Source organism: Epilithonimonas hungarica (assembly GCF_900102265.1).
In the GTDB taxonomy this organism is placed as follows: Bacteria; Bacteroidota; Bacteroidia; order Flavobacteriales; family Weeksellaceae; genus Epilithonimonas; species Epilithonimonas hungarica.
Map to the genome: position 1 here is coordinate 510,444 of NZ_FNBH01000001.1, position 12,353 is coordinate 522,796.

The window sequence follows — 12,353 nt, forward strand, 5'->3', positions numbered from 1 at the left end:
GGAAAGAAAGAAGATTCAAGAGAAAAGTAAAAAGAACCAAATTGGAAATGTCACTTAAGATTAAGCAAATAATTTGGTCGCCTTTATCCGCCTTTCGCTCCCGCTTTTTTCTTTTTTGAGAAAAGAGCTCCACTCAAACCTTATGAAATGGTTCATCGATTCAAATGAAAAATAAAAATATAAAAAGAGATAAGTCAGGCGCGCTTCGCAACATAGAAGCTAGTCCTCGAATTCTAAGAAGGGGATTTTCAGCTGAACGGAGACTTGTTTTTTTTCTTCTGTATTGAGATTGGAAAGTGATAATCCAAGCAGTCTAATAGCTTTATCGAAAGGGCGAAGTTCCCAAAGTTGTTTCGCCGTATTATAAAATTTCTCTGCATTCTCGAAATACAATTCCTGGGTCTTGCTTCTCGTATAAAGCGAAAAATCTTTGTATTTGATTTTCAAAGTCAGGGTTTTACCTTGGATCTCTCTTCTGCCGAGACGTTCTTCCAGTTCCAGACTTAGAGATTTCAGTTTTTCATCAATCTGTTCATCCTCATTGATGTCATCCCAAAACGTTCTTTCAACAGCCACACTCTTCTGGATTCGGTTTGGTTTTACCTCCCCATTATGGATTCCTCGAACGACATTGTAATAATATCTCCCGGATTTTCCGAAAAGCTTTTCCAGTTCATCCAGAGATTTGGCTTTCAAATCGGCACCTTTGAAGATGTGAAGTGTGTGCATTCTATTAGCTGTCACTTTTCCTACACCATAGAATTTCTCAATTGGAAGATTTTCCAAAAACTCATTGATCTTTGTTGGATGAATGGTTTTCTGCCCATTAGGTTTATTGATGTCGGAAGCTACTTTCGCCAGAAATTTATTGACAGAAATTCCCGCAGAAGCCGTCAGTCCAGTTTCTTCAAAAATCCGTTTTCTTATTTCTTTGGCAATGTAGTTGGCTGATTCGATTCCTTTTTTATTTTCTGTAACATCCAGATAAGCCTCGTCCAGAGAAAGTGGTTCCACCAAATCCGTATAATCATGAAAGATGTTCCTGATTTTGCTAGAGATTTCTTTGTATCGCTGGAATCTTGGTCTTACAAAGATAAGATGCGGACATTTTTCTTTTGCCGTTTTACTGGGCATCGCTGACCTTACTCCAAATTTTCTGGCTTCATAACTTGCCGCTGCAACCACGCCACGATGCCCACCGCCAACAGCAATAGCTTTTCCACGCAGACTCGGGTCATCAAGCTGTTCCACAGACGCATAAAATGCGTCCATATCCACGTGAATTATTTTGCGTTGCGATTGCATCGAACAAATTTATGCAAAAAAAATCCCGAAAATTTTCGGGATTGTAATATTGTTATTTTGTAAGCTTGTCGATTGTTGATTGTATTTCGGGATCATCCGGAGAAATCGCATAATATTTTGCAATATCCGACTTTTGGTCCACCACAATATATCTCGGGATCCAGTTGAGGTCAACATAATTGTTGAAATCATTCTTCCATCCCGATGCAAACCAATAATTCTCTTTGTCCTTCATTTCAAATTTATCAAGACTTTTATCAAAACCTTCTTTTGAGCGTTCCAGTGAAAGGAATACAAAGTCGATATTTGGATTTTGTGCTTCTAATTCTTTTGCTTTTGGAAATGCTTTCAGACAATCTTTGCACCAACCGGCCCAGAAATCCAGCACTAAAACTTTACCTTTGTGCTGGTCCAGAATATCTTTTATGGAAGTTTCTTTTCCATTTTCGTCCTGTAATTTTTGTGCTAAAGCTGCTTTGGAAAATTTGATTTTCAGGACTTTTGGAACTTCCTGCGTAAATCCCAATTGAAAAACAAATAATAAGATGTAAACTAGTATCCTCTTCATTTTTTTTAATTTGTATGAAACGAAGTTAAGGAATAATACCCAATTTGTATATTTTGGGAAATGTTTATTGAGAGAAAATGTTTAATCCTTAAAATATTGTGAAAATCTTTTTGAATTTCATTGGAATTGTTAAAATATATTTAATTTTGAATAAAAGTTATTAATGGGAAACTCGGATTTCATCAAAAGGAAATTTGAAAAATTTGATGAAGGTTTTCATCAGGAACTCAAAGAGCACGGGATTTTTACCTCGGTCAATGCCAAACAGGAATTGATTGCCGAAGGTGATAAGGTGAAATTTATTCCCATACTTATAAAAGGTTCTGTAAAAGTGTATAATTTGAATGACGGAAAAGAGCTGGTCTATTATTACATATCGCCAGGCGAGAGTTGTATAATGACGTTCTCCACAATTTTTACGGATAAAGTGAGTAGAATATATGCCATCTCAGAAGAAAAATCTGAAATTCTATTGCTTCCCGTTCCTCAATTCCTGAATTGGCTTCAAACCTATCCTCAATTGAATCAAATGTTTTTTCTGGAATATGATTCGAGGTATAAATTTATGATGGAAACAATCAACAAGATTGTTTTCCAGAAGTTGGACCACCGGGTTTTAGAATATCTCCACGAAAGAATCAGAAGAAGTGGAGCAGATGTTGTAAAGGTCTCACATAAGAAGATCGCTGATGAATTGGGAACTGCAAGAGAAGTGGTCAGCCGCATTCTGAAAAAATTTGAAAAAGAGGGATTGATTACACAAAGCCCATTAGGAATAGAAATAATTGAAAAGCGGTGACTTTAGTCACCGTTTTTTTATGTACATACATCATAATTTTGAACAAAAAGGTTTATATGTCAAAACTTCTATCATTTATCTCTTTATTCATTCTGATTTTATCTTATGCGCAGGACGATCTGTTGAAAGAAATCGATACAGTAAAAGCGGAAGAGCCATATTCTCCCAGCTTCAAAGCATTGCAGGTTGTTACGGCACAATCCACAAAATTACCTTCAAAAAAAGAATTTTATCTGGATATTTCTCACAGGTTCGGAGATGTAAGTGATGGATTCAAAAATTTCTTCGGGCTAGATAACGCAACTACAAAACTTGGAGTGGTCTATGGTCTTACGGATTGGATGTCATTGAACTTTGCCAGACATACCTATCAAAAAACTTACGAGTTTGGTGCAAAGTACAGACTTTTCAAACAAGAAAAAGAATCACCATTTGATATTGTCGGGTACAATGTTTTGGACATCAATTCAGAACTTAAAAAAGATGATTTTCCAAAGCTTGAATTCGCCGATAGGTTTGCTTATTTATCTCAATTATTGATTTCAAGAAGATTCACAGAAAATCTGACTTTGCAGTTAACGCCTAGTTATATCCATAGAAATCTGATAGAACCGACAATTGACAGTAAAGATCTCTTCTCTACAGGTCTGGGAGGACGATACAAAATCTCGAAAAGAGTTTCTATCAACGCAGAATATTTCTACAACTTCGAGAATAAAAATTTCTACAAAAATCCTTTATCTGTAGGAATGGATATCGATACAGGCGGACACGTTTTCCAGCTGGTCTTCAGTAATTCTCAAGCCAATACGGAAACCGGTTACATAAGTAATGCGACAGGTGATTGGGCGAAAGGTCATTTCTTCTTTGGGTTTAATCTTTATAGAGTTTTTTAAAATGCTGACTATGAAAAGTACAATGAAATTATTCGTTCCGGTTTTGGGATTTTTTATGTTAATGAATTGCGACACAAAAACTTATGAAGATATCTCTGATAATACTCCAATTACAGAAACCGTTACTTACAACAAAAATGTGAAAACGATCATTGATAACAATTGTGTGGTTTGCCATTCGCCAACAGGTTCTAATCCTTATTTCCCGTTGACAGATTATACGGCCGTAAAAAATTCAATAGATAATATTCTGGACAGAATCCAAAGAGCGAACGGGGATCCTTTGAAAATGCCTCAAGGAGGAACATTGTCCCAGGATAATATCAATATGATCATCAAATGGAAAGCAGATGGTTTGCTTGAAAACTAATTTAAATAAAGAAAAAATGAAGGTTTTAGTTTTTTTAACGGGTTTGATTTTAACATCGAATTTTGCTTTTGCGCAAAAATATTCTACCAAAACAGGTAAGATCACTTTTGAAGCTTCGGTGCCGTTGTTTGAAGATGTGTATGCTGAGAATAATAATTCGACAGCAATTCTGAACGCTGATACTGGTGATATTGCTTCGCTAGCGATGGTCAATGGTTTCAGTTTTAAATCCAGCCTGATGCAGGAACATTTTAATGAGAATTATGCAGAATCTGCAAAATACCCAAAGACAAGTTTCAAAGGTAAAATTTTGAACTTTGATAAAAACGATTTGTCAATGAAGCCAAAAGCCTATACCATTTCCGGAACATTGAATTTTCATGGTGTTGATAACACGGTTCAATCAACTGCTAGTATCTATCTGAAAGATGATAAAGTTGTTGTTCAAGGGAAATTTGTAGCAAAAACTGCAGATTATAAAGTTAAAATTCCAAAAATGGTAGCTACAAAAGTTGCCCAGAATGTAAATGTCAACTATAACTTTTTACTTCAGAAATAATGAAAAAATACTTTACGATAATTCTCTTATTAATGATTTTTGGTTTGGGTTTTTCACAAACTAAAAATGTTTTTGATATTGCCCGAAGCGGAACTCTTGAAGAAATGAAAACTTTGGTGAGTCAAAATCCTGATATTATTAATTCTAAAAATGAAAGAGGTTTTACCCCGCTGATCTTGGCTTGTTACAGAGGTAATACAGAAGTAGCAAAATATCTGATTGATAATGTAAAAGATTTGAATTATGTAAGTCCAGAAGGAACAGCACTGTCTTCATTATGTATTAATTATAACAAGGAGCTTGTAGAAAAAATGCTGTCAAAAAATGCCGATCCTAATATTCCGGATTCCAATGGAAATACTGCACTGATGTGGGCTGTAAAAAGAGGGAACATTGAACTTGCAAAAATCCTTCTGGACAACAAAGCTGATAAAACAGTAAAAGATTCTATGGGCATCTCTGCGTTTGAGTATGCGATAAAGTCTAATAATAATGATATGATCAATCTTCTAAAATTTTAATATATGACAAAAAAAAATCTACTTTTATGTATTCCGCTTTTTATCAGCGGAATGGTTTCTTCCCAGTTTTCTACTGGCACTGTCAGTCTGCCAACAACGTCTATGAGCGTTAAAATTGATGTAGATGCCACCAATGTTACAATGACTCTGACGGGGAGCAGTACGAGTTGGCTGGGAATTGGCTTTAGTGATGAGGGGATGAAAGCCGGCGCAGACGGATTCATTTATAACAGCACCGCAAACAGAGACTACACTTTCAACGGTGTTGGCGTAACTCCTTCCGCAGATGCTGCACAAAATTGGACGGAACTTTCCAATACTGTTTCTGCTGGTACAAGAACTTTGGTAGTAAGAAGGACGCTTGCCGGCGGAAGCGGAGATTTTGCTTTTACAAATTCAGCCGGAACTCTTCCTGTCTTTTATGCAAAGGGAAGCGCTTTGAACTTAGCAAACCACGGTGGCGGAAACAGAGATTATGCTACTTTGACATTAGCTCCTTCTTTGGCTGTTGATGAAGCCAATGCCTCAGCAAAAAAGATAGGTGTCTATCCTAATCCTGTAAAAGATATCCTGAATTTTACAAATACTGATAAAATCAGTTCGCTTAAAATTTATGATTCGACAGGAAAACAGGTTCTATCACAAAAATCTGCAGCAAGTCTGGATGTTTCTCAATTAATGAAAGGTGTTTATTTCATAGAATTTGAAAGTACAGATGGTTTGAAGAGCTATGAAAAATTAATTAAGAACTAATAAAAAAACCTCAGAATTTCTGAGGTTTTTAATTTTATATCTAATTGTAATTTTTTATGAGTCCTTTTACGACCTTGATGACATTTGGCATTGCTTTGTTTGCAGCTTCCAAAACTTCTTCGTGAGAAACTGCAAACGATATTTCTGGCCCGCCCAGATCTGTTATAATAGATAAGCAGAAACAATCCATTCCCTGATGTTTCGCAACGATGACTTCAGGAACCGTGCTCATCCCAACCGCATCGCCACCAATTGCTCTTACCATTCCGTATTCTGCAGGGGTTTCAAAAGTCGGGCCTGTCAAAGCGACATAAACACCTTCTTTGAGATCAATGTTTTCTTGTTCAGCAATCGATTTTGCAACAGAGATCATTTTACGGTTGTAAGGTTCACTCATATCTACAAAACGAGGTCCTAATTCGTCAATATTTCTTCCTCTCAACGGATGTTCCGGCATCATGTTGATGTGATCTGTCAGAACCATGATATCAGCTACTTTGAAATTTGGATTGACTCCACCGGCAGCATTGGATAGAATCAGGTTTTTAATTCCTAACAAATGAAAAACTCTAAAAGGAAAAGTTACCGTTTCGATAGAATGGCCTTCATAATAATGGAAGCGACCGCTCATCATCAGAACTTTTTTGCCTTCCAGAATCCCGTAGATCAATTTTCCGCCATGTCCAACAACAGTTGTCTGAGGGAAGTTGGGAATATCTTTATAATCCAAAGTATGAATAGCATCAACCTCATTCTGGAGTTTTCCAAGACCAGAACCTAAAACAATTGCAAAATCAGGTGTTTCTCCGATGATATTCTTAATGAACTCAGCTGTTTCTTTAAACTTTTCTAACATAATTCTGAATGATTTTGTTAAAATCCTCTCTCTTGTCAATCTCTACATTGATTGGCCAATAATAGATTTTGTCCCGAAGGTAATCAAATGTTTTTAGGCGAACGTAATCTTTTTCGGTTGTCAAAATAACTTTGTATTCGCCCAGTTTTTTATATTCTGCAGATATTTTTTTGATGTCATCATCCGTAAAATTATGATGGTCTTTATATTGCAGATGCTTGATCTTCTTGTTGTATTTGGAGATCTCTTTCAATAATTGTGAAGGATTTGCAATTCCTGTGATCAGCAAGACATCATAATAGTCCAGATTTTTTACAGGCATCATTTTATCAATTCCAAGAATGTTCTCATCATAGGCAATCGCAGAGAAGAATACTTTCTGATAATGCTGAGGTCTGATCCTTGAAATATAATATTGTTTTTTCTCCTCTGTAAGATCATCCGGGCATTTTGTTACCATAATGATGTTGGCGCGATGCATGCCGTTTCTGCTCTCGCGAAGATCACCTGCCGGTAAAATGAAATCTTTGAAATAAGGGTCATTGTAATCTGTCAAAAGAAGATTCATTCCTGGTTTTATCGCCCGGTGTTGATAGCTATCGTCTAAGATCAAAACCTCAAGATCCATATCAGAGATGATTTTCTTTGCACCAAAGACACGATCTTCACAAACTCCGATCACGAATCGATTTCGGAAACGTTCAAATAATTGCATTGGCTCATCGCCAACAAGTTTATAGTTGCTTTCGTAGTTTACAATGCCATATCCTTTCGTAATCCTTCCGTATCCACGGGAGAGTACGCCTGTTCTGTAATATTTGGATAGATATTCTGCCAGATACATGACCATGGGAGATTTCCCACTGCCTCCAACAGACAGGTTTCCGACCCCGATTATCGGCGTTTTGAATTTCGAAGAAGAAAAAATTCCCCAATCATACATTCGGTTTCTAATAGAAGTTCCCAAATGATAACCCAAGGAAAAAGGGTAGAGATACCATCTTTTCATATGTGGCAAAAGTAAGGATTTCTATGAAAATAAAATTGACTTCTGGCTGTAAAACTTTTTATATTATTTATTGATGATAAGTTTCAAGCTTTGTTTTTGCCCGGAATCGGTCTTTATATTGAGAATGTAATTCCCATCTGGGATGTTTCCAATAAAAATACTCTGATCAACGGGATGTTGATTGATTGTTTTTATAATTCTCCCAGTCTTGGAATATAAAGTGATATCAAGTAAAGACTTCTCGGATTTGTTATTTTTATCAACAAGATAGATGTAATTTTTGGCTGGATTAGGATAAAGGATAAATTTATTATTTGTTTTATCGTTATTTTCCTCAGTAACAGGAGGTGTCTCTATTATGTCAAACGTGAAAACTTTGTCTAGATAGGCAATCCGTGCTGCCAACCATTCGCGGATATAAGCAAATTCTTCATATTCTGAAGAGACTGTACTTCCGGAATTTGCGATCTGGTCTCTTTCCAAAGATCCATTGTTTTTCAAATAATTAAAATTGTCTATCAATATCTGCATGATGTTATCTGTGGTAATTTTTTCAGACCTCAGTTCTACCCATCTTTTATTCAGGTCATACCGGAATCCATCCTTTCTATCATCTTTCCAAAGACGGTCATATAGACCATTTGATAAAAGGTCATCAGTTGTGTTTTGTAAGGTAGAATCCCAAATTCTTCCAAAAACACCATCCAGATCCCAAGGGACAAAGAAGTATTTTCCATTCTTATCATATCTTGCAGTATAAAGGTTTTTACCTGAATTGTCAGAAGCTCTTAGAAGATTAAGGAATATAAGATAGTTTACGAGATTGGCATTGTCATATTTTTCTTTGTACTGGGAATAGAAAACTTCATCCTTACTATTGATCACAAAATCATGTAGGTCATAAAGATTTGTCCAGTCTCTCAGGTCTTTTGGATATTTGTACTCGAAACCGCCCCACGTTTCAGATGTATTATCAAAGTCTGGCAAGTTATAATAAGTCGTGGCTTCCCAAGAATCTCCTTTATATAATTCTCCACGTATTTCCGTATCTGTGTTTTTTTTGAGCTTTAATAGTTTTCGGTCAACTTTTTCTGTAATAGCATACACTCCTTTGTAAGAATTGTTTGAAAACACCTCTACATAGTTCATTCCTATTCCGGTTTTCCCTTTTGGCTCCAAGTCTTTGTAATACAACTCGCTAATGTTGTCCCAGATCTTCCAGGCTGTTACACTGTTGATCTTTAATAGTTCGTTATACATTGCCTGGATGTTCCAGTCTTTGTCTTCTCTCAAGTCGAATAAAGCAATGTCTTTCGTATCATCGCCTGTGGTATCATTCCAGAATTCTATTTCGTATGATTTTTTTGGATAAAGCTGAGATGTTGCACCTCTGTATTCTATTCCGGCATTGGATTCCGTAATTTTTCCACTATTTTCTACAAGGGTTATTTTGGACAAGACTTTTGGAGAATCAGAGATTTCCGAATCAGAATCGATGCATAGAAGCGGAAGTTCTGTAAAGTATAAAGAATATCTTGTAAAGCCCAAGGACAGAATGTATCTGACTCCTACCTTGAGCGAGACAACATTATCAAGCACTTTATAATTATTGTCATTTAGAATTATAGTGATAGGTTGATCATCAAATTTTAGCTTATTAATGTCGGTATTACATACAATGATTCTTTTTTCTTCATCAATTCTGTAGCTGTTTTGTGGAAGATCAATTGTAGAAGCATTAAAAAAAATGCTTATTAAAATCAAGAAGAAGGTTATAAGTTTATTCATACTACATTTTTTTGTCTGCAAATATAATTTTTTCAAACATTTATTTAATTTTTTTATTGTGAAATAAGATGAAAGTCATCCTGATTATACCAATACTTTTTTAATTATCTTTGCACTCTTATATAGAATAGTTATGATATTATCTATGACAGGTTTTGGGAGAGCCGAGACTGTTTATGAAGGAAAAAAGATAACAATAGATATCAAGTCTCTTAATAGCAAAAATTTTGACCTGAATGTCAAAATTCCGTTGAGATACAAAGAGAAGGAATTTGATATAAGAAAATTATTGAATGACAAGATACTCCGAGGAAAAGTAGATTGTTATATCAACTGCGAAAGTCTTGAGGATAACAACGATGTAAAGATCAATCAGGATGTTGTCAAAAATTATATGGACCAATTGAGAGAAGTTGGTTCCGATGCTCCTGAATTTGAACTGCTGAAGATGGCTGTGAGAATGCCGGATGCACTTTCTACTAAAAACTCCGATCTGGAAGAAGAAGAATGGAAATCTCTGTTGGCAACGGTACAAGAATCTGTTTCCAGATTTATAGAATTCAGACAAACGGAAGGAAATAACCTAGCTGAAGAGATCGAAAAGATCGTTCTTAATATCGAATATAATCTGAATCAGGTTGCTCAATACGAAGAAGAAAGAATCCAGCCGATCAAGGATAGATACCAGTCTGCACTTAAGAATTTTGAGAATATCGATGAAACAAGATATTATCAGGAAATGGTCTATTTCGTTGAAAAATTAGATATTTCGGAAGAAAAAGTTCGTCTTTCCCAACACATCAAATATTATCTTGAAGTAATGAGAAACGAAGATTTCAATGGAAAGAAATTGGGGTTCATTGCTCAGGAAATGGGGAGGGAGATCAACACTTTGGGCTCAAAGGCCAATCATTCTGAGATTCAGAAATTGGTTGTTGAGATGAAAGACGATCTAGAAAAGATCAAAGAACAAACACTTAATGTTCTATGATGAAAGAAAAAGTTATCATATTCTCAGCACCATCCGGAAGCGGAAAAACAACATTGGTAAAGCATGGACTTTCTGTAGTTCCACAACTCAGTTTTTCCATTTCTGCAACTACAAGACAGCCGAGAGGAGAAGAACAACACGCAAAAGATTATTATTTCCTGACACCGGAAGAGTTCAGGACCAAAATCTCAAAAGATGAATTTGTAGAATTTGAGGAAGTCTATACCGACAAATATTACGGAACTCTTAAATCCGAAGTCGAAAGAATCTGGAAAGAAGGTAAAGTCGTGATTTTTGATGTGGATGTCAAAGGCGGGATCCGGCTGAAAGAGATTTTCGGAGACAAGGCTTTATCGATCTTCGTAATGCCGCCAAGCATTTCAGAACTGGAACAGAGATTGATAAAAAGAAATACCGACTGCGCAGAAACCATCAAAACCAGAGTGGAAAAAGCAGGCGAGGAAATGACCTATCAAAAGCATTTCGATAAAATTATTGTTAATACAGATTTGGACAAGGCAAAAGCGGAAGTCGAGAAAATTATTAATAACTTTATCAACGAATAAAAATCTGAAAAACACGTAATGGACAATACTTTAGATACAGCCATCAACAATATGCCTGTAAAAGGTTTTCTAGACCTTAAGGAATTTGCGATTCCGACTGGTGATGACCTTGTGAAAGCAATTCTTGACCTTAAGAAAGAAAAAAATGCCGTGATTCTTGCGCATTATTATCAGCCAGGTCCCATTCAGGATATCGCTGATTTTCTTGGCGATTCTTTGCAGTTGGCAAGACAGGCGAAGGAAACCGATGCGGATATGATTGCTTTTTGCGGCGTTCATTTTATGGCAGAAGCAGCGAAAATCCTTAATCCAACAAAGAAAGTAGTTCTTCCCGATACTTTAGCTGGCTGCTCTTTGGCAGACGGCTGTTCGGCGGAAGGTCTTAACAAGATGCGCGAGCAACATCCAAATGCTTTAGTCGCAACTTATATTAACTGTAATGCAGAAACTAAAGCCGCTTCCGATATTATCGTAACGAGCTCCAATGCGGAACAGATCATCGAAGCTTTGCCAAAAGACCGACCGATCATCTTCGCACCGGATAAAAACTTAGGAAGATACCTTAGCAAAAAAACGGGTAGAGATATGATCCTTTGGGACGGAAGCTGTATCGTTCACGAGGCGTTTTCAATGGAACGTATCGCAAAACAGCTCGCAGACCACCCAAATGCAAAATTAATCGCGCATCCGGAAAGCGAAACACCGGTTCTGGAATTGGCACATTTCATCGGTTCAACTTCAGCACTTCTCAATTATGTTGAACAGGATGATTGTCAGGAGTTTATCATTGCCACAGAAGAAGGAATTCTTCACGAGATGAGAAAACGTGCGCCACACAAATCCCTGATTCCGGCTTTGGTTTTCGACGAGAGCTGCAACTGTTCAGAATGTTTCTTTATGAAGAGAAACACACTTGAAAAACTCTATCTGTGTATGAAGTATGAACTTCCGGAAATCGTAATGGACGAAGAAATTCGCCTCAAAGCACTCAAACCAATCGAAGCCATGCTGGAACTTTCCAAAAGTATCAAATAAATTACAACCTCGTCTTTTTAGATGAGGTTTTTTATTTGTGCAATCTCTGCAAATTTTCCCAGAGCTTTTCCCAGAGCAAAAATCTACAGAGCCGGGCTATCCGCTATATCTTTTGCTCCGCTGCGCTCCGCAAAAGGATGCCGCTACTATCCCTATTGCAGCTGCGCACGAAAGAAAACTTTTAACAGTTTCCACAATATTTGTCATTCCGTAGGAATCTCGACAGCTTCGTTTAGATTCCTACGGAATGACAAACTGTATGTTTAAATTCGCTGCTTCTCTATGCAAGGTGCCTTGCGAACTTAAAAATATTCTCAATTTTTATAAAAAAATCTTT

The 12,353-nt window shown here is 36.5% G+C and carries 14 protein-coding genes; 9 read left to right on the forward strand and 5 right to left on the reverse strand.

The genetic code is table 11. The features are described 5' to 3' along the window. Nucleotides 1-219 precede the first annotated feature (219 nt). Both dinB and BLT30_RS02430 read right to left on the reverse strand, forming a co-directional pair. Nucleotides 220-1,305, reverse strand: a complete 1,086-nt coding sequence (gene dinB, locus BLT30_RS02425; protein WP_089871103.1) for a DNA polymerase IV — start codon at nt 1,303-1,305, stop codon at nt 220-222. A gap of 52 nt (nt 1,306-1,357) precedes the next feature. After that, the gene (locus BLT30_RS02430; protein WP_089871104.1) at nt 1,358-1,873 is read right to left on the reverse strand and encodes a TlpA family protein disulfide reductase; all 516 of its coding nucleotides are present in this window, start codon (nt 1,871-1,873) and stop codon (nt 1,358-1,360) included. 163 nt (nt 1,874-2,036) lie between these two features. Between BLT30_RS02430 and BLT30_RS02435 the strand changes: the two genes are divergently transcribed. Genes BLT30_RS02435 through BLT30_RS02460 form a run of 6 tightly spaced genes read left to right on the forward strand, consistent with a single transcriptional unit; the run spans nt 2,037 to nt 5,771 of the window. After that, a complete protein-coding gene (locus BLT30_RS02435) occupies nt 2,037-2,672 on the forward strand; it encodes a Crp/Fnr family transcriptional regulator (RefSeq protein ID WP_089871106.1) in 636 nt (211 codons plus the stop codon). A gap of 56 nt (nt 2,673-2,728) precedes the next feature. After that, nucleotides 2,729-3,568 (forward strand): DUF5777 family beta-barrel protein, encoded by an 840-nt coding sequence (locus tag BLT30_RS02440; RefSeq protein WP_089871108.1) that lies wholly within the window; start codon nt 2,729-2,731, stop codon nt 3,566-3,568. A gap of 10 nt (nt 3,569-3,578) precedes the next feature. After that, a complete protein-coding gene (locus BLT30_RS02445) occupies nt 3,579-3,938 on the forward strand; it encodes a c-type cytochrome (protein WP_245707096.1) in 360 nt (119 codons plus the stop codon). 16 nt (nt 3,939-3,954) lie between these two features. Continuing rightward, nucleotides 3,955-4,497 (forward strand): YceI family protein, encoded by a 543-nt coding sequence (locus BLT30_RS02450; protein WP_089871110.1) that lies wholly within the window; start codon nt 3,955-3,957, stop codon nt 4,495-4,497. Beyond that, nucleotides 4,497-5,018, forward strand: coding sequence for an ankyrin repeat domain-containing protein (locus BLT30_RS02455; protein ID WP_089871111.1), 522 nt, complete (start codon nt 4,497-4,499; stop codon nt 5,016-5,018). The genes BLT30_RS02450 and BLT30_RS02455 overlap by 1 nt, the downstream gene beginning before the upstream one ends. 3 nt (nt 5,019-5,021) lie before the next feature. Further along, entirely contained in the window at nt 5,022-5,771 is a 750-nt protein-coding gene (locus BLT30_RS02460) for a T9SS type A sorting domain-containing protein (protein WP_089871113.1), read from the forward strand. Between the two features lie 40 nt (nt 5,772-5,811). On the opposite strand, the gene BLT30_RS02465 is transcribed toward BLT30_RS02460, so the two are convergent. From BLT30_RS02465 to BLT30_RS02475, 3 genes are all read right to left on the reverse strand, one after another. Beyond that, the gene (locus tag BLT30_RS02465) at nt 5,812-6,627 is read right to left on the reverse strand and encodes a purine-nucleoside phosphorylase (protein WP_089871115.1); all 816 of its coding nucleotides are present in this window, start codon (nt 6,625-6,627) and stop codon (nt 5,812-5,814) included. After that, entirely contained in the window at nt 6,611-7,636 is a 1,026-nt protein-coding gene (gene lpxK, locus BLT30_RS02470) for a tetraacyldisaccharide 4'-kinase (RefSeq protein WP_089871117.1), read from the reverse strand. The genes BLT30_RS02465 and lpxK overlap by 17 nt, the downstream gene beginning before the upstream one ends. 63 nt (nt 7,637-7,699) lie before the next feature. Continuing rightward, complete coding sequence (locus BLT30_RS02475) at nt 7,700-9,424, reverse strand: CotH kinase family protein (RefSeq protein WP_089871119.1); 1,725 nt, start codon at nt 9,422-9,424, stop codon at nt 7,700-7,702. A gap of 133 nt (nt 9,425-9,557) precedes the next feature. Between BLT30_RS02475 and BLT30_RS02480 the strand changes: the two genes are divergently transcribed. The 3 genes from BLT30_RS02480 to nadA are packed head-to-tail and all read left to right on the forward strand — an operon-like array spanning nt 9,558 to nt 12,016. Next, a complete protein-coding gene (locus BLT30_RS02480; RefSeq protein WP_089871121.1) occupies nt 9,558-10,415 on the forward strand; it encodes a YicC/YloC family endoribonuclease in 858 nt (285 codons plus the stop codon). Next, nucleotides 10,415-10,981 (forward strand): guanylate kinase, encoded by a 567-nt coding sequence (gene gmk, locus BLT30_RS02485; protein ID WP_089872852.1) that lies wholly within the window; start codon nt 10,415-10,417, stop codon nt 10,979-10,981. Before BLT30_RS02480 ends, gmk begins: the two co-directional genes overlap by 1 nt. Before the next feature lie 18 nt (nt 10,982-10,999). Beyond that, nucleotides 11,000-12,016, forward strand: coding sequence for a quinolinate synthase NadA (gene nadA / locus BLT30_RS02490; RefSeq protein WP_089871123.1), 1,017 nt, complete (start codon nt 11,000-11,002; stop codon nt 12,014-12,016). Nucleotides 12,017-12,353: the final 337 nt, after the last annotated feature.